This window comes from Mycobacterium sp., assembly GCF_049647605.1.
GTDB lineage: Bacteria > Actinomycetota > Actinomycetes > Mycobacteriales > Mycobacteriaceae > Mycobacterium.
The window spans coordinates 1-18,398 of record NZ_JBARXZ010000102.1 but is presented as its reverse complement, the minus strand read 5'-3'; the positions used below and the strand labels follow the sequence as shown (position 1 = coordinate 18,398).

Annotated in this window: 14 protein-coding genes and 1 pseudogene; 4 read left to right on the top strand and 11 right to left on the bottom strand. The window is 64.6% G+C overall.

The window, feature by feature from the left end; genetic code table 11:
• Window positions 1-8: 8 nt before the first annotated feature.
• The 10 genes from WBB07_RS13255 to WBB07_RS13210 form a co-directional block, all read right to left on the bottom strand.
• Window positions 9-1,250, bottom strand: a complete 1,242-nt coding sequence (locus tag WBB07_RS13255; protein WP_526308339.1) for a cytochrome P450 — start codon at window positions 1,248-1,250, stop codon at window positions 9-11.
• Window positions 1,251-1,459: 209 nt separating this feature from the next.
• A complete protein-coding gene (locus WBB07_RS13250; RefSeq protein ID WP_526308337.1) occupies window positions 1,460-2,881 on the bottom strand; it encodes an MCE family protein in 1,422 nt (473 codons plus the stop codon).
• 1 nt (window position 2,882) lies between these two features.
• Window positions 2,883-3,971, bottom strand: a complete 1,089-nt coding sequence (locus WBB07_RS13245; RefSeq protein ID WP_526308335.1) for an MCE family protein — start codon at window positions 3,969-3,971, stop codon at window positions 2,883-2,885.
• 38 nt (window positions 3,972-4,009) lie between these two features.
• On the bottom strand, window positions 4,010-5,284 hold the full coding sequence (locus WBB07_RS13240) for an MCE family protein (protein WP_526308333.1): 1,275 nt from the start codon (window positions 5,282-5,284) through the stop codon (window positions 4,010-4,012).
• Window positions 5,281-6,522, bottom strand: coding sequence for an MCE family protein (locus tag WBB07_RS13235; protein WP_526308331.1), 1,242 nt, complete (start codon window positions 6,520-6,522; stop codon window positions 5,281-5,283). The genes WBB07_RS13240 and WBB07_RS13235 overlap by 4 nt, the downstream gene beginning before the upstream one ends.
• On the bottom strand, window positions 6,519-7,547 hold the full coding sequence (locus WBB07_RS13230; RefSeq protein ID WP_526308329.1) for an MCE family protein: 1,029 nt from the start codon (window positions 7,545-7,547) through the stop codon (window positions 6,519-6,521). The genes WBB07_RS13235 and WBB07_RS13230 overlap by 4 nt, the downstream gene beginning before the upstream one ends.
• Window positions 7,548-7,578: 31 nt before the next feature.
• On the bottom strand, window positions 7,579-8,868 hold the full coding sequence (locus tag WBB07_RS13225; RefSeq protein WP_526308327.1) for an MCE family protein: 1,290 nt from the start codon (window positions 8,866-8,868) through the stop codon (window positions 7,579-7,581).
• Window positions 8,869-8,870: 2 nt separating this feature from the next.
• Window positions 8,871-9,698 carry an MlaE family ABC transporter permease gene (locus tag WBB07_RS13220; RefSeq protein ID WP_526308326.1) on the bottom strand — a complete coding sequence of 276 codons (828 nt, stop codon included), beginning with the start codon at window positions 9,696-9,698 and terminating at the stop codon, window positions 8,871-8,873.
• Window positions 9,695-10,405 (bottom strand): MlaE family ABC transporter permease, encoded by a 711-nt coding sequence (locus WBB07_RS13215; protein WP_526308434.1) that lies wholly within the window; start codon window positions 10,403-10,405, stop codon window positions 9,695-9,697. Before WBB07_RS13215 ends, WBB07_RS13220 begins: the two co-directional genes overlap by 4 nt.
• A gap of 264 nt (window positions 10,406-10,669) precedes the next feature.
• On the bottom strand, window positions 10,670-11,143 hold the full coding sequence (locus WBB07_RS13210; protein WP_526308324.1) for an Lrp/AsnC family transcriptional regulator: 474 nt from the start codon (window positions 11,141-11,143) through the stop codon (window positions 10,670-10,672).
• A 226-nt stretch (window positions 11,144-11,369) separates the two neighbouring features.
• Here WBB07_RS13210 and WBB07_RS13205 point away from each other — a divergent pair.
• Both WBB07_RS13205 and WBB07_RS13200 read left to right on the top strand, forming a co-directional pair.
• Window positions 11,370-11,990: pseudogene (locus WBB07_RS13205) on the top strand (2-oxo acid dehydrogenase subunit E2); the annotation flags it as partial.
• Between the two features lie 70 nt (window positions 11,991-12,060).
• Window positions 12,061-13,140 carry a Glu/Leu/Phe/Val family dehydrogenase gene (locus tag WBB07_RS13200; RefSeq protein WP_526308322.1) on the top strand — a complete coding sequence of 360 codons (1,080 nt, stop codon included), beginning with the start codon at window positions 12,061-12,063 and terminating at the stop codon, window positions 13,138-13,140.
• Between the two features lie 40 nt (window positions 13,141-13,180).
• On the opposite strand, the gene WBB07_RS13195 is transcribed toward WBB07_RS13200, so the two are convergent.
• Window positions 13,181-15,511, bottom strand: a complete 2,331-nt coding sequence (locus WBB07_RS13195) for an ATP-binding protein (protein ID WP_526308320.1) — start codon at window positions 15,509-15,511, stop codon at window positions 13,181-13,183.
• Between the two features lie 198 nt (window positions 15,512-15,709).
• Here WBB07_RS13195 and WBB07_RS13190 point away from each other — a divergent pair, with 198 nt between their 5' ends.
• Together WBB07_RS13190 and WBB07_RS13185 are read left to right on the top strand one after the other, a co-directional pair.
• Complete coding sequence (locus WBB07_RS13190; protein WP_526308318.1) at window positions 15,710-17,221, top strand: amino acid permease; 1,512 nt, start codon at window positions 15,710-15,712, stop codon at window positions 17,219-17,221.
• Window positions 17,222-17,242: 21 nt separating this feature from the next.
• Complete coding sequence (locus WBB07_RS13185; RefSeq protein WP_526308316.1) at window positions 17,243-18,100, top strand: universal stress protein; 858 nt, start codon at window positions 17,243-17,245, stop codon at window positions 18,098-18,100.
• Window positions 18,101-18,398 lie beyond the last annotated feature (298 nt).

Genomic DNA, 18,398 nt, shown 5'->3' with positions numbered 1-18,398 from the left:
GGCTCTCCTCACAACCTCACCGGGCGGCAATGCCACCCGCGGGCCAGGATGTTGTTGGTCCGTCGGGTCGCGGGCTCCGCCGCGCCGGTGAAGTCCGGGAAGCGTTCCAGGATCTTGCCCAGCACCACCTCGCCCTCCATCCGTGCCAGCGGTGCCCCTATGCAGAAATGGATTCCGTGACTGAACGACAGATGTTTGGAGGAGTCACGGAAGATGTCGAAGACCGACGGGTCGGCGAACTGGCGAGGGTCCCGATTGGCTCCGGCGATCACCTGGAAGCACATCTGACCGGCGCGGATCTGTTCGCCACCGTATTCGGTATCTCGGACGGCCTTACGGAAATCCAGATGAAAGGGCGGGTCGAACCGCAGCATCTCCTCGATCGCGGCCGGGATGCGGGAGGAATCCTCCCGGAGTGCGACCTTGACGTCTGGATTGTCGATCATCAGCGTCATTGCGCTGCCGATCAGCGAAGTGGTGGTGTCGTTTCCGGCGGCCAGCAGCAGCGCCACCTGAGAGACCGCTTCGGTGTCGGTGAGCAGCTCACCGCTGTCGGTCTCGGTGGTGGCGATCAACGTGATCAGGTCCTCACGCGGATCCGCCCGTCGCTGGGCGATGAGATCTCTCAGGTAATCCATCATTTCCAGTGAGGTGCGGATCGACGAGTCCCGCAAGGCGCCCTGCACACCGGGGTCAAGAGTCCGGCCGTAGGCCTCCGACCACTCCCTGAGCTGAGCCCACTTGTCCTTCGGCACACCGAGAATCGACGCGATCACCGCCACCGGGATATCTGCGGCCAGATGCGGCATGATGTCGATTTCCTCGCCGGGCCGGTATCGGCCGAGCACCTCGTCGGCAGCGGCTTCCATGAGTGGCCGCCACGCGGCGACGGACTGCCTGGTGAAGGCGTGCCGGAAAATCGACCGGATCCGGGTGTGCGTGGGCGGATCCTGGAAGATGAACTGCCGTGAGCTGACCTCGATGAAGCGACGATGTTCGGGGTCCTCCGGATCATGGACACCGGGGGCGCCGTCGAAGAACGTGTCGTTGGAGAAGATGTCGTGGCGGCTGACCATGGCGCGGACGTCGTCGTACCGGCTCACGATCCAGCCACCCAGGGTGTCCGACCACTGCACCCCGGTGCCGCTTTCGCGAAGCTGGTCGTACAGCGGGAACGGATCCGCCACACCGCCGAGGACCAGATCCCTGACGATGGCTTCCGCATCGGTGCTTTCGACTGCGCTTGCCACTTTCACCTCCACAGCCGGTTACGAATTTGCGGTCCCCTGTTGGGGATGCATCGATGGTCGCCCGCCGGGGTGTGCACACGCATCCGTAGGGTCCGCAGATCCGCTACCTAATTACGCATTGTCGACGGATGCGCGCAGCACCGGTGCAACAGCAAAACGGCGACCGCCCGGGCCGGGGCGATCGCCGTCGATTCGGCTCGCGGGTTGGGTCAGCCCACTCCCGGCGGGACCAGCATCGACTGCCAGGTCTGTTCTGCCCCAACGGGTGCCAGGTTCGACTGGGTGTAGACCCTGCCGTCGCCGCCCAGATAGCCTCCGGTCGCCGGATCGTAGGGTGCGGTGGCAACCGGCGCCGGCGGCTGCATCTGCGGCACATCCTGTCCCGACAGTGTCGCGTTCGGATCACCTTTCCAGTTGTCACCGTCATTGAGCGGCACGTATTGCTGCTCGCTTTCGCACATCTCGACCGTCGGCGCCCGCTTCCCCGGCACCCGCATACACGGTATGTTCCGCGCACCTCGAACTGCCAGCATCGGATGGTCTTGCGGCACTCGGCAATACAGAGACCCAGAGGTACGTTCGGGGCTATCCTCGAAGGCCTGCGCCCGCTGCTGCCGAGCCGGCAGGAATCCCGTGTTGCACGGCGGCGGGAGATTCAGGTTCAGGTTGAAGTCCAGATACATCCCCTTGTAATCCTGATTGGTGTTCAGATTTCCGACGGAGAGCGCCTGCATCATCGCCGTACCCTGCGGCACCAGCACCAGGAGTTGTTCGAGCGCAGGCTGGTAGACGATGGCGATCTCCTCCAGGCTGACCAGATTCGCCAGCAGCAACGGCACCGTCGGCCGGACCCGTTCGAAGAGCGCCCGCACCTCGTCGGCTGCCGTCGGCACCGTAGTCAGCAGACCTTCGACAGCGGCGTCGTGCGCCTGCAGCTCGCCGGTGATGGCCGCCAAACCGGCTGCCCACGATTGGATCTCCCCCGCGGTCTCCACCTGAGAATCCAGCACCGGCGCTGCCTGTTCGATCAATGTGACCATCGGGCCCAATTCACGCTGCGCCTCGATGGCCAGGCGACTCCCGCCCTTGACGATCCTGGACAGTTCCGGCCCCAACCCTCCTATCGCCGTGTAACTCTCATCGATCACGGTCTCGAGATCGCCGCGCGGAACTGCCGCCAGACCGCGGTTCGTGGCATCGAGCAGGCTACTGATACCCGGTGGCACCCGGGTTCGGTCAGCCGGAATCACATCGCCGTCCCGCAACAACGGCCCGCTTCCGGATCGCGGCACCAGGGCGACAAAGAGCTCTCCGATGGCCGACTGACTGTGCACTTCGGCCTCCACGTCGGCGGGGATCTCGAACGCGGAATCCAGCGACAGGACCGCTTCGGCGCCGGTGTGGGTGAGCCGGACCTGCTCCACCCGCCCTACCCCGGTGCCCCGATAGGTGACGTTGCCGCGCTCGTAAAGCCCGCCCGACTCCGGCAGTTCCACGACCACGATGTAGCGGCCGATGCCGAAAAGCTGCGCCGGCAGATTCATGTAGCCGACGGCCATGACGGTGACCGACACGAGAGCCAGCACGGTGAAGACCGCCAACTGGATTCGGGTGAGACGGTTCAGTCGCATATCAGGGTCCCTGGTCGGCCTGGTAGGGAACGATCAGCGGGTTGCCTGCCGTTGCGGGGCTGGGGAGCTGACCTATCGTTCGCCCCCACTGCATCTCCAGCCGAGTCAGCGCGCCTTCGAATCGAGTCCCGGTCAACAGTGACGTGTCCAGCCGGCTCAACGTCAGGTCGAAGATCGCGGTGAGGTTGGCATAGTCACCCCGCAGCCAGTTCAGCACCCCCTCCTTCGGCCAGGGGAACGTACTGAACAGCGATAGCGACCTGGTGAGTGCGGGACCGGCATCCCCGAGTGACTCCAGCACCAGCCCGAGATCGCCGAGCTCGGCCGCCAGGGAGTCTTGCGTTCGGGTGATCGAGTCGGCCGCCAAGGCGCTGAAGTCACCGAATCGGTCGAGCGCCTCGATCAGTTGCTCACGATCGTCATCGAGAATCGCGATTGCCTCGGGAATGGTCTGTAACGCCCGGTCCAGAACGGATTTACGCGCGGCGAATGTGCCAGTCAAACGGTTCAGGCTGTCGATGGCGGCAATGATGTCGTCCTTCTGACGGTCGAGATGTCCGATGAAGAGATCGAGCTGCTCGATGAAGCTTCGCAGCTCGCGCTCCCGACCCAGGAATGCGGTGCCGAAGGCCGCGGTGATGTCCTGGACCTGCCCCAGTCCCCCACCGTTGAGCAGCATCGATGCGGCCGCCAACGTCTGTTCGGTGGTGGGGTAGGCGCCGCTGCGCCCGAGCGGGATCAGCGATCCGTTCCGGAGCTGGCCTCGTGCGGGTTCGTCGGTGGGCGCCGCGATCTCGATGTGCAGCGACCCGAGCAGGCTGGTCTGACCGACCGTCACGATGGCGTTCTCGGGCAGCCGCACTCCACCGTCGAGGCTCATCGTGACCAAGGCATGCCACCCCTGCCGGGTGATGTCGGTGACACTCCCCACCGTCACGTCACCGACGCGGACCCGCGAGTTCTCCTCGATATTGCTGACATTGGGCAGCTGCGCCTGGACCTCGAAGGAGTTTGCGCCCCGGCCTGCGGTCCCGGGCAACGGCAGCGAATTCAGCCCCTGCCAACCACATCCCGTGGTGATCAACAGCACCGAACACGCCGTCGCGCACAGGCGTCGGCGCCGGCCGATCACGACGGCCCGTCCGTCGGTGGGAGCATCATCGCCGGCAGTCCGCCCGCCGCGTCCGTCGGCACCGCCTCGGCCGCCATCGGCGGGTACGGCGCAGGTATCGCCGTGTGACCGGGACGCAGCCAATCTTCGCTGTAGGTCACCTCATTGGGACGTGCGGCCGCGTTGACGATTGGATTCAACCCTACCGGAAGGTAGTTGAACTGGCGGTTCTTCACGATGGGCGCCAGATACTGCACGCAGAGTTTGGACGCCTGCTCGGCACCCAATCGGGACGCTGCCTGAATGGCGCCACACAAGAACTGGATCGGGTTGGCAAAATTGTTGAGTGCCAACGCTCCGGTCAGCGACGCGTGCGCGGGCTCGTAGATGTTGAGCAGATTCTGGAAGGTGTTGGGCGCCAAGTGCAGCGCCTGTTCGATATCCGCCCTGCTGTCGTTGAGTGCCTGCGCGATCGAACCCAGCCGGTCTGTGGCACCGCCCAGCAACTCCCGGTGCTGGGCAACAAAAGCGGTGAGCTCACGGGTTGCGGTATTCATGCCCTCGACCGCCGCTCCGATCTGCTGCGGATCATCGGCGAGTACGCCGGTGGCCCAGGCCAGATTACGATTGAGTTCGGCCATCAACACGGTGCTGGACTGCAGCGCAGAGACCAGCGTTCCCAGATTCTTGACGGTGCCGAAGATGTCCGTGCTGTGATCGGCCAGGGCCGACAATGCTCGCGACAACTCGAGCACCGCTTCCCGGATCTGCGTTCCGCGGCCGCGAAGATTGTCGGCGGCGGTGATGACAAAGGCTCCCAGAGGGCTCACTCCGTCGGGGCCCGGCTGCAGGCTCTGGCTCAGCTTCTCCAACTGCACCCGGAAGTCGTCCCACTCGACCGGCACCGCGGTGCGCCGCTGCGGAATGACCGCGCCATCGGCAAGTTGCGCACCCCCGGTGTAGACGGGCGTGAGTTGGATGGCCCGGGAGGTTATCAGTTGGGGGGACAGGATCATCGCGTTGGCGTCGGCGGGCACCTGGTATCGGCTCTCGAACCAGAACGTGACCTTGGCACTCTCCGGCTGCGGCTCGATCGCCGCGATCTCGCCGATGCGCACCCCCAGCACCATCACATCGTCGCCGGGAAAGATGCCGTTGCTGTTGTCGAAGTAGGCGATGACGGTGGTGCGCTTGGCCGCGGGCAGCGCGCCGGTCACCACCACGACGCCGGCGACCAGCACCAGGGCGAGGGCCGCGGCGACTCCGGTGCGCAGCCGACGTGATCGAGTCATGGGCCCACCTCCGAGCCGGCTGGGCCCGCCATCGGCGGTCCCGGTGGCGGACCACCGGGTGGCGGGGCCTGGGCCGGTGCCCGGTACGGGTACCTGGGATCTGCCGGGTTACCCATGATGGCCTCCGGCAAGCTCAGATTCGGCTGACCGCCTTGCCCGGTTCGGGGATAGGGCATGGGAAGTGGCGGTGTCGCCGGTTGACCGACCTGCGGATCACTGATCTCTGTCGGTGCCAACACATTCGGGTCGAGGCCAAGATCAGAGAACGCTGCCTCGACAAACGGTTGGACAAACTGTCCTGGCAGCAGATTGGCCAGGTAGGCCTTGAAGAACGGACCCGAGGCCACCGACTCGCCGAGCGACATGGCGTACCGGTGCAGCATCGTGATCACCTGCTGGACCTGTTGTTTGCGCGCGTCGACGATGGCCAACACTCCGTTGACCTTCTCCAGGGTCGGTCCCAGTTGCGCGCTGTTGTCGTCGATGAACCCCGAGATCTGTCGGGTGGCCGAACTGATGTTCTCGGTGATCCGGTCCAGAGCGGCGCTCTGGGTCTGCAACTGGACCAGTAGCGCATTGGTCTGGGCGATCAGGCTCACCACCTGGTCGGTGCGTCGTGCGAGTACGGCGGTGGCCTTCTGCCCGTTCTCCAGCAATTCACGCAACTGGGTGTCCCGTTCGCCCAGTACCCGCGAGAATCGGGCCACCCCGTCGACGGCGACCTGCAGGGCCGCTGGTGTGTCGGCGAACGCTTCGGTCAACGTCGCCAGGGATTGGTTGAACTGGTCGGTGTCCAGGCCACCGACCACGTCGGCGAGGTCGCCCAGCGCATCCGGGAGTTGGTACGCCGGTGTGGTCCGGTCCATCTCGATGGGCCCGGAGAGTTGTCCGGCGCCGCGCGGTGTCACCTCCAGGATCTTGGCGCCGAGTAAACTCTTGGTCTTGATCGTCGCCTCCGTGCGATCCCCCAACCGGATGTGCTTGTCGACGTCGAAGTCCACGAGTACGCGGCCGCCGTCGAGTTCGACCCGGGACACCTGGCCCACCTGGTAGCCGGCCACCTGGACCGCGGCCCCGGCCCGCAAGCCGCTGGCGTCGGCGAAGAGAGCTGAGTACCCGACCCCGGAGTTCACCAGCGGCAGCTTGTCGTACTGCAGCGCGGCGGCGGCGACAGCGACCACCGCTGCGATACCGACGCCCCCCAGTACCAGTGGGTTTCGAGCGGAGAAGGGTTTCATCGGGGTGCACACCTCCCGGTGTCCTGGCCCGCGACCTTCACGTAGACCGGTTGGCCGCCTTTGCCGTTGACCTTGAGAATGGCGTCGCAGAGGTAGAAGGAGAAGTAATCGCCATAGAGAGCCATCCGATTGAGCGCCCGGTAGGTGTCGGGCAGGGTGACCAGGAGCTCGTCGACGTAGTCCTTGTCCGCCAGGACGGTGGCCGCCACCCGATCGGTCTGGCTGACCACGTTCGTGATGTCCGGACGGGTCTGCTGCAGTAACCCCGCGATACTGGCTGCGGCTGCATCGGTCGAGGCGATGCTGTCGCTGATGTCGACTCTGCGCTGCGAAAGCCCGTCGACCAGTTGAGCCAGCGAATCCACGGCGGTGTCGAACTGATCACTGTGCTCGGCGAGCGAGCCCAATACGACATTGAGGTTCGTGACCACTTCCCCGATCAGCCGGTCGCGATCTGCCAACGCATGGGTCAGCGACGCCGTCTGGGTCAGAAATGAAGCGATGGTGGGGCCCTGCCCCTGGAAGGCCTGAATCAGTTGCGCGGTCAACGTGTTCATGGTCTCGGGATCCAGCGCGCGAAAGAGCGGCCGGAAGCCACCGATCAACGCGTCGAGGTCCAACGCCGGTTCGGTGCGGTCCACCGAGATGGTCTGGCCGGGGACGAGCGGCAACAGGTCACCCGGTCCTTCCTGCAGTTCCAGGTACCGACCGCCGATCAGGTTGTCGTATCGGACCACTGCCCGTGAGCCCTCGGTCAGGATCACCGAGTCATCGATCGCGAACTCCACCACGGCGCGGCTTTCGGGATTCACCGAGATCCCCTTCACCTTTCCCACCTCGACACCGGCAATGCGGACAAAATTGCCGCGCTCCAATCCGCTGACGTTGACAAATTCGGCTCGGTAGGCCACCTCGTCGCCGAATCTCAACTGGGCGAAGACCATGACGAGGACAAAGGTGCCGAGTCCACACATGGACAGAAAGGCGCCCAGCCTCCAGATGACCCCGGCCAGCTCCGTCTTCACGTCTGCACCTCCCTCACACCCCGATTTGCTGTCACGGACTCGGCTCCCCAGCTGCCGGCACCGGCACTGCGACGGTGGGCGCTAGATCGGGCCCGACTGCCGGCGGTTCCGCGCCACGGATACTCGGCGGCTCGGGCTCGGCGCGGGTCACCGGAAAGAAGTTGACCCACCAGGGATGCCCGACACCGGGATTGGACCGCCAGTCCACACCGGTTCCCCAGCCGGTGTTGGTGACCAGCTGCCGTACCGGAAACTGCTTGGTGACATCGGGCAGTGACCCGCATCCCGGCGCGCCACCAGGACCCCCTTTGGCGGCCACCAACGGTAGGTTGTCGGGGTACCGATAGGTGTTGTCGCCGAAGTTGAACGCACTGTCCAACACGATGCTGCGACCGTTTCCGCCGACCTGCTCCTGACCGCCGTTGTCGAGGAACCATTTGGCCCCTACCAGGGTGCAGGTGAAGGTCGGGTCGTACTTGCGCAGCAGTGCGGTCGTCGGTCGCAGATCGTTGATGGCACCGACGAGGTTCTCCTGGTTCGGTGCGATGAGCGTGATTCCGGAGTCGGCGAAGCCGATCACGTTGAGCAGCAGTGCATCCAAGTCATCGGCGTTGCCGACTATGGTGTCGGCGATGGTGCTCGATGCGTCGAGGACCGCCACGATGTCCGCACCGGCAGCGGCGTAGACATCGGCGAACTCGCGCACCGCGCGCCAGTCCTCACCAGCGATGTCGGCTCTCGGATTGAGCTCGAGGAGAACCATATTCGCCGCCGAAGTCGCCTCGCCCATCAGTTCGCCCTGGCCACGGACCCCCTCGGAGAGGGCGGTGAGCGTCGCATTCAGTTTCGGTGGGTCCACTTGGTCGAGCACCTCGACGAGGTTTTGGAACACCGTGTTGACCTCAGTCGACTCGTTGCGAGACGCCAACACGGTGCCGGCCGAGATATGGTTGGTACTCGGCCGATTCGGGGCGATCAGTTCCACATACTTGGAGCCGAAGGCGGTGGTCGCCCGAATCTCGACCGCGACGTTGGCCGGGATGTATCCCACCGCGTCTGGAAACAGATCGAGTCGCAGCCGCACTGGGTCGTGGCTGTCCACGCCGGCGACTCGACCCACCTGCACCCCGCGCATCCGGACCTTGGCCCCCGGCTCCATGACGAGGCCCGAACGCTCTGCGGTGACGGTGACCGGTACATACGTGTGGAGCTTCCCGGTGAACAGCGCTGCCGTCATCACAAGGACCCCGACGAGGGCCACCAGCAGGATCAGCGTCCACGCCTCGGGCGGAATCCGTCGCTTCTCACGATGGAGATCCATGCTCAACCAGCCAGATTGAAGTTGCCCGACTGGCCGTAGACGGCCAGCGAGATGATTGTGACCACAAATGCGGACACCACCAAAGATGTTCGCACCGCGCGACCCACGGCCGCCCCGACCCCGGCGGGTCCACCCGAAGCGGTGAAACCGTAGTAGGTGTGGACCAGCATGATGGCCACGGCCATCGCGATCGACTGCGCAAACGACCAGATCAGGTCGGTGGGATTGAGGAATGTGTTGAAGTAGTGGTTGTAGACGCCGGTGGACTGGCCGTAGATCAAGGTGGTGCCGATCTTGGCCGCGCTGAACGACATTGCCACCCCGACGCAGTACAGCGGGATCACGACGACGACGCCGGCGATCACGCGGGTGGACACCAGGTAGGCCATACTGCGGATTCCGATCACCTCGAGTGCGTCGATCTCCTCATTGATCCGCATCGCACCCAGCTGTGCGGTGGCACCGGCACCGATGGTGGCAGACAGCGCGATGGCGGTGGTTCCCGGCGCGATGATACGAACGTTCAGGAAGGCCGAAGCGAATCCGGTGAGCGCTTCCACACCGATGTTCGCGAATTGGTTGTAGCCCTGCACCGCGATGACGGCCCCTGTTGACAACGTCAGGAATCCGACGATCGCCACCGTCCCTCCGATGATCGCCAGAGCACCCACACCGAGGCCCATCTGCGCGATGAGTCGGAACACTTCGGTGCGGTAGAACCGGACCGCACCGCCCATCGACCTCAAGGCCTCGAAGTAGAACTCCGCTTGCAGTCCGATCTGTCGCCAGCTGTGTAGCCACCGGCTGGGCACGATGCCGTTGCCGATCACAAGGTCACCTTGACCCCGACTGCCGTCGCGACGATGTTGATCGCGAACAGGGCGACAAAGGTGAACACCACGGTCTCGTTGACCGCGTTCCCGACACCGGCAGGTCCGCCACCCACCGAAATGCCCTTGTAGCAGGCGATCAGGCCGGCCACCATTCCGAAGATCGTCCCCTTGGCCAGAGCGACGGCGACGTCGGCGACGCCGGTCAGCAGCGTGAAACCGGAGACGAAGTCACCGGGTGACACATGCTGCACGTAGACACAGAAGAAGTACGCGCCAGTGAGACCGACCAAGATCACCGTGGAGGCCAGCGCCGTGGCGACGGTGGCCGCGGCAAGCACCCGGGGCACCACCAGCGCCTGGATCGGGTCGATTCCCATGACCCGCAGAGCGTCCAGTTCCTCGCGGATGGTGCGCGACCCCAGATCGGCGCACATGGCCGTCGCACCGGATCCGGCGATCACGAGCACCGTGGCCAGCGGGCCGATCTGGGTCACCGTGCCCAGGGCCGCACCGGTACCGGATAGGTCGGCGGCACCGAACTCGATCAACAGGATGTTCAAGGTGAAAACCAGCAACACCGAGTAGGGAATCGTGAGCATCAGCGCCGGTAGCAGCGACACCTGCGCCACGAACCAGGTCTGTTGCAGATATTCGCGCCAGGCGAATCGGGTGGTGAACAGGGTCACGAACGTGTCCAACGACATCGCGAAGAACTCACCCGTCGAGCGCAACGGCCGGGTCAGCACGGCAACTGCGCTCACCGGGTCGGTCCCGCCGCGCGGATCAGGCGCCCGCTGTAGCTGTGCGTCACCGTGCCCCCCGCGTCTGCCGATCACCTACCTGGCGGTGGTGGTGTGGATGATGCAGCAAGGATGCAGCCCGTCCACGGCCGAGCACATCCGTAGGGACCGCAATCCGACTACGTAAGTACCTGTTGTCGACGCACCGCGGTGCGCGTCAGAACCAGTTCAGCGCACTCCCGCGATCCGCTCCAACAGCGGGCGCGTCCGGTACGGAATCGCCGGTCGCACAACAACGGAGACCACGGTGCGTTCCACGCCCGGCACCGCGAGAATCAGGCCGGCCACCCGATACAGATCGTCGGTGTCGGTGGTGTTGACATCGATGTGCAGGTCGGCTGTCCCGGATATCCCGACAACTTCGGCTACTTCGGGAATGGCACCGAGGCACTTTATGGCCGGCTCGAGCTTGTGCTGATCCACAACCGCGGAGACGAAGGCACGCAGTGGATACCCGAGCTGACGTGGGGCCACGCAGCGGTCGATCGGGGCCAGGGCATTCTCGGCACGCCACCGGGTTATCCGGGACTGCACCGTGTTTCGGGCAAGTTTCACCGAAGCCGCGAGTTGTACCGCAGAGGCACGCGGAGTGTCACACAGCGCCAACAGAATCCGCGCGTCGATACCATCGAGTTTGACCATATCGCGGCATTATGCCCGTAGCCGGATTCCATCGATGGGCAGATTGCCCAGCTTTTCTCACAGCTCTTGTGCTAGCTGCCGCTGCGATGATTGTGTTTCGCATCATCGCGCCGGCGCCGGATCGGCTGGACCATTCGTGACATCGGGAGGACCCATGAGCGACGACAGCGAGTCGGTGCCACTGGTCACCAATATCAGTGCACAACAAGAATATCCGCCATATTATCCACACGTCGGCGTGTCCGTCGACATCGATGTCAGCACCATGGAACTGCTCGACGAGCTGCGCACCTCCACTCACTTCGCCGGGATCCACGTGACCCCGCTGACCATGGTGGCCAAAGCAATGTTGGTGGCGCTGCGCACCAACCCCAGCCTGAACTCCTCCTGGGACGACGAAGCCCAGCAGGTCATCACGAAGGAGTATGCGCACCTGGGGATCGCCGCGCCGACGCCACGAGGCCTCACGGTGCCCAATGTCAAGGACGCACACACTCTCGGGTTGCGGGACCTGGCCGTCGCACTGTCCGAGCTGACCGTCAATGCCAAACAGGGCAAGACCCCGGCGACCGCGCTGACCGGCGGTACCATCACGATCGCCAACGTCGGGGTGTTCGGAATCGACACGGGCACTCCGACTCTCAATCCAGGCGAAGCGGCGATTATGTGCCTGGGCTCGATTCGGAGAAGACCGTGGGAACACCGCGATGACCTCACGCTGCGGTGGGTCACCACATTGAGTCTGTCGTTCGATCATCGGCTGGTCGACGGCGCGGACGGAGCCGAGTTCCTGGCGGCCGTCGCCGAGATCCTCACTGATCCACTGGCCTTGATCGCTCTGTCATGACGGCCACAGCAACACAGCAGCCGTCCCCGGCCCACCACACCGAGTACCCCCGAGATCAAGGAGACCCCCTGTGACTGCCACCATCGTCCCGGCGCCGATCGACAACTCCGTGTTCGATCGCTTCGACGCGATACCCGGGCTGCCTCACGAACAGGTCATGTTCTGTGAGCACGCGGCAACCGGCCTACGTGCCATCATCGGTATCCACTCGACGGTTCTGGGTCCGGCCCTCGGAGGCACCCGCTTCTACGCCTACCGCGACCAGAACAGCGCGCTGACCGACGTGCTGCGCCTGTCCCGGGGCATGACCTACAAGGCGGCACTGGCCGGGGTTCCGTTCGGCGGGGGCAAGGCCGTGATCATGGGCGATCCGGCTCACTCAAAAAAACCTGCGCTGCTGCGTGAATACGGCCGCTTTGTCGAGACGCTCGGTGGCCGTTACATCACCGCCGCAGATATCGGTATCGACGCAGGCGACCTCGACACGATCGGCGGGGTCACTCGTCACGTCGTCGGGCGGTCGGCGGAAACCGGCGGTTCGGGCAACAGCGGCGCCAACACCGCCCGCGGTGTGTTCCACGCCATGCGAGCTGCCGCGACGGTGATCTGGGGCGAACCGACCCTGACCGAACGCACAGTGGGTGTCGAGGGACTGGGCAAGGTCGGCTCGGAGTTGATCGCACTGTTGCTGGCCGATGGCGCACGTGTCCTGGCTGTCGACAAGAACTCCACGACGGCAGACAGAATCGTCGAACGCTTTCCCGAAGTGACGCTCACCGACCACCTCCTCGACGAACATCTCGACGTCTACGCACCGTGCGCCATGGGCGCCACCCTCACTACGACGACGGTTCCCGAACTCAGCGCGATGGTCGTCTGCGGTGCCGCCAACAACCAATTGGCGACCCCCGACATCGGCCGGCTTCTGCACGATCGCGGCGTCACCTGGGTTCCGGACTACGTGGCCAACTCCGGTGGCCTGATCCAGGTCGCGGGCGAACACGCGAACGCCGGGCCGGGGTGGGTCGCCGACCGCATCGAGGCGATCTACGACACTGTCTTGTCGATACTGCACCGTGCGCAACGCGAGGCACAGCAGCCCGGCCTGATCACCAATCAGATCGCCGAGTCGATGCTGGCGCCGTCATAGGCCGAGAATCACTGCCGCACAGCAGGACCGGTCCGGCGGATCACACCAACAGCCCGCTGCGATCACCGTCCCTGGCGGCGCGCTGACTGGCTACCCAGGCCGCGAGTTGGCTTCGCGAGCTGAAACCCAGCTTGGCGAACAGATGCTGGACATGGGCCTCGACAGTGCGCCGCGACAACACCAGCGCGTCGGCGATCTCCTGGTTACTGCAACCGTGTGCCACCAGCTCGGCGATCTCGAGTTCCCTCTTCGTGGGCTTGGCCATCGCGGAACTCCCTGAACCCTGGGAGGATTCCTCGAGAGCGAAGGCGATCGCCTCATCCAGCAACATCCGGTGACCCGAACGATGGCCGGACTCGAACGGCCGCTTCCCCATCTGCCTGACCCGTTTGGCACTGTCTTCTCGATGCCGCTGGAAACCCGGCACAGTGTCGGCGGACATCCCCATGTCCTGCCACATCCGATCCGCTGCGCCGAGTAGAACAGCGGCCCGGTCGAGCTGACCACTGGTGGCGGTCACCCAGGCGATTCCCTCCATGCACTCGGCGATACCGAGGTGATCCTGCAGCGGCCGCTTCAGCTGCAGCGCCGAACGGAGTTTGTCGAAGGCACCGGTGAGGTCACCGCGGTTCCACGAGTCCATACCTGCGGCCCACAGCGAATAGGACCAGATCCAGGTTTCACCGTAAGGAACTGTCATCTGCTCACATCGGCGGTGCGCCTCGGCAACTCGGTCCGACTCGCCTCGCAGCATCGAGACGATGCCGTAGAGGGCCGTGGTGTACGCCGAGCCGGTGTTGTCGTCGAACGCGTCGAACTGCCTGATCGCCGCGGCCAGCAGCTCGGAGGCCCGGTCCGTGTCGTCCATGACCAACGCCATCAATCCCTGAGCCTGCATCGCGTATGCGCGCCCGGCGGCGTCGTCGTGAAGATCGCACAACGCCAACGCATCACGCAGATAGCGATCCGCCGAGGTGACGTCACTGCGCAGGGAAGCAAGGCTGGCCGCGACATAGAGACCACGGATGCGCTCCGGTCCCGAGTCCGTCACTGCCGTCAACAGCCGGTCGATCCAGTGGTTCCCCTCACTGATCAGGCCACTGGAAAGCCAGTAGTAGTAAAGCGAACTCGCCATCTGCAGACCGGCGGTGGATTCTCCGGGCTGCTCGGCACAGAATTCAAGGGCGGCACGAAGATTCGCGATGTCTCCCCTGAGGATCTGCAGTCGCTCACTGTGCCCCGGGCTGCGCCAGTCCGACATCGTTTGCTGGACGAGTTCGAGATACCAGTCCCGGTGGCGCCGGCGCCACCTACCGACCTCGTCCTGGCCCAATCGGCCGAGACCGAACTGACGGACGGTCCCGAGCAGGCGGTACCAGACCCGGCCCTCACGCTCTTCACGGATCAGGATCGATTTGTCCACCAACGATGTCAGCAGGGGCAGCACCGCCGCCGCCGGAAGCCGAGAATCGGAGCAGACGCCTTCGGCGGCACTGAGTTCCACCCCGCCGCCGAACACCGAGAGTCGCTCCCACAGCAATTGCTCTTCGACCGAACACAGGTCATGGCTCCAGGCCATCGAAGCGCTCAACGTTCGCTGACGCATGTGCCCGCCCCGACGGCCACCGTCGAGCAGGTCCGGCCGCTCCGAGAGCAATTGGACGATCTGTGCGAGGGACAGTCCACGCAGCCGCACGGCAGCCAGTTCCAACGCCAGCGGTATCCCGTCGAGCGTGCGACACAGTGCACCTACCGCACGATGATTGGATTCGGTCAGCTCGAAGGTCGGCACCACCGACGTCGCTCGCTCGACGAACAAGTCCACAGCGTCGAACTGCCCCAGCGCCGCCAGAGGAGCATCCGCAGCCGGAACCTCGAGAGGCAGTACCGGGAAGATGTGCTCACCGTCGACTGCTATCGACTCCCTGCTGGTGGTCAGCACGCTGAGCCGCGGGCAGGCACTCAACAACGCCGTCAGCAGAGCCGCACATTCACCGACCAGATGCTCACAGTTGTCCAGAACGAGCAACCGATGGGAATCCGACAGACGCGCAACCAGCGCCTCGATATCCCAGCGGCCGACGGCGCCATGCAGCCCCAGAGAACCCGCGATCAACTGCCCCAGCAGCCCGCCGTCCTGCAGATCGGCCAGCGAGACGAAGGCGACACCATCCGGGAACGCGCCGCCGACCGCATGTGCGGCCGCGATGGCCAGCCGCGTCTTGCCTGCGCCGCCTACTCCGGTGAGGGTGACCAGCCGCGCCCTGGTCAGCAGTTTTGTCAGTTGCTTGAGTTCGCGAGAGCGACCCACAAACCGATTGGTCGACGCCGGTAGAGCGCTGCGGGCGATGTCAGACCCGGACAGACCCATTCGGCCATCCTAGTGATGGCAACACGAAACTTCTCGACAATGAATTCGATTCATCGAGGTGCCGACCAGCCGCCCCGGAGCGCCACTCCCGCCGGAAAAAATGCATCGGGCAACCGATTCCGTTGGCGTGTTACTCACAGGAAAACACTTCCGTCGTATCACCTCGCAGCAACGACTGGAACCGTATATTTTCCGTCCATGGCTATAGCTGAACCGCCGGCCCCTCCAAAAGTGGGAGACAAGGGGCTGCAAGCCGGTGCCCTCGGGCTGGTCGGCAACATCGTGATCGGCCTAGCTGCCGTCGCACCGGCCTACAGCCTCGCCGCCACGCTCGGCTACGTGGTGCTGGCCGTCGGCGACAAAGCACCGTCGATGTTTGTCCTGGCGTTCATCCCGATGCTTCTGGTGGCATTCGCGTACAAGGAGCTTGCGCAGGACACCCCCGACTGCGGCACCACGTTCACGTGGGGCACCAAGGCTTTCGGTCCGTGGATCGGCTGGATCGGCGGCTGGGGGCTGGCGGTGTCGGCCATCATCGTGCTGGCAAACGTCGCCGAGATCGCCGCGATCTACCTGTTCAAGTTCCTCGGCCAGGAAGCACTCGCCGACAATCTCTGGGCAAAAGTGGCCCTGGGCTCGTTCTTCATCGTCGCGATGACCTTGGTCAGCGCCCGCGGTGTGGTGCTCTCCGAGCGTATCCAGAACGTGCTCATCGCCATCCAGTTCGGCGTGCTCATCATCGTCAGTATCGTCGCGCTGGTTCGGGTGTTCACCGGCACTGCCGGCGCCCAGGCCGTCAGCCCGTCGCTGTCGTGGCTGTGGCCCGGCGGACTCGACGCGTCATCGATCGCCGCGGCGATCATCCTCTGCATCTTCATCTACTGGGGCTGGGATGCCTGCCTGGCCGTCGGCGAGGAAACCAAGGACCCCGGCAAGACCCCGGGCATCGCGGCCGTCATCACCACGCTGATCCTGGTGTGCACGTATGTGCTCGTCGCGTACGCCGTGCAGTCGTTCGCCGGATTCAGCTATGTCGGCATCGGCCTGAACAACCCCAACAACACCGACGACGTGTTGACCGTACTCGGCGGCCCGGTGGCCGGTTCGGTGGCTGCCTCGCTACTACTGCTGACCGTCTCGGTGTCGGCGCTGTCATCCACCCAGACCACCATCCTGCCCACCGCCCGCGGCACCCTGTCGATGGCGGTCTACGAGGCCTTGCCGAAACGCTTTGCCAGTGTGCACCCGCGCTTCATGACCCCGGCCTTCGGCACCACGGTGATGGGGCTGTCGGCACTGTTCTTCTATCTGCTGCTGACGTTCGTATCCGAGAACGCACTCGCCGACTCGGTGGCCTCGCTGGGTCTGGCGGTCGCTTTCTACTACGGCGTCACCGCCTACGCCTGCGTCTGGTACTTCCGCAGATCGCTGTTCACCTCGACCCGCAACCTGTTCTTCCGGGGCATCTTCCCGATGTTGGGCGGACTGGCGATGACGTGGGCCTTCTTCCAGAGCGCCACCGACATGATCCAACCCGACTACGGCTACACCGCGTTCGGCCCGATCGGCGGGGTGTTCGTGCTGGGCGTCGGCATGTTGGTGCTCGGTGTGCCACTGATGCTGGCTTGCTGGGCGTTCGGCACCAAGCGGTTCTTCCGGGGCGAAACGCTGACAGCCAGCACCGAAGTCAAGGTTCCAGACACCTACTGATGTGAAAGAGCAGGTTCAACAATGCATCTGACAGTCGGGTACCTGGCGACCCCCACCGGCGACGACGGTATCGGTCTGGCCACCACACTGGCTCTGACATTCGGCGCCGAAGTAGACGTGGTGCTGATCGTGCGTGAAGAGTTCCCGGACGGACATCCGGGCCGCGCCGAGTACCAGCAGATGCTCATCGACAAAGGCGAGGGCTGGTTGGCCACCGCGGTGGCCAAGCTCGCCGACGCCGGAGTACAGGCCGGCTCCCACGTTCTGGTCGGCGAATCCTTCGCCGAGTCGCTGATCGAGTTCGCCGAGAAGAGGTCCTCCGACCTGATCGTGGTGGGCGGCGCCAAGGACGGTTTCTTCGGCGGCCACACCATCGGCCCCGTCGCCGGTGCGCTGTTGCACTGCTCCCCGATTCCGGTGGCACTGGCGCCTCGCGGTTACGGCGAAGAACCACCGGAGAAGATCACCGAAGTCACCGTTGCCGTCCCAACGAGCAACCGCACCGACAATCCGCTGGCCGTCGCATTGACGCTGGCCGGCGCCGCGGCCCTACCGATCCGGATGATGTCGCTGGTCACCATCGAGAATCTCTCCGAGGTGGCCTCCAAAACCGAGGTGCGCCGCGCCCAGGTCGAGGCGGCCGAACAGAACCTACTGGTGGCCGCACGTTCGGTGCCCGAAGCGCCGGACATCCTGTCGATGGTCGCCGATGGTTCCACGCTGGAATCCGCGCTACGGAAACTGCGTTGGGAGGACGGCGATCTGCTGGTGGTCGGCTCGAGCCGGTTCGCCGCACCCCGGCGTATCTTCCTGGGGTCGACGGCGGCGCGCATCCTGGCCAGTGTTGATGTGCCGGTGGTCGTCGTTCCAAAAAGCTAGTGTCCTGAGTTGCTGATTCTGGTGCAGTAGTTGTCGATCCTGTTGAGGATTTGGTCGGCAGTCTTGGTCCGTACGCGGGGGCGCGGGTCGAGCAAAGGGAGCATTCGGTGCGTAGGCCTGGCGACAGCCCAGCCCGACTTCCCCCACCTGGCAGAGATGTACCCAGAACCGTTGCCCGACGAAAAGGTTACGACTGCAGTCACGTTCATGCACCGAGCCCGCGCCTGGTTCGCCGCGCGCGGCATCACCCACATCGAGAAGACCGTTGCCGACTGCCGTTTGAGGCCCGTTTTTTGTC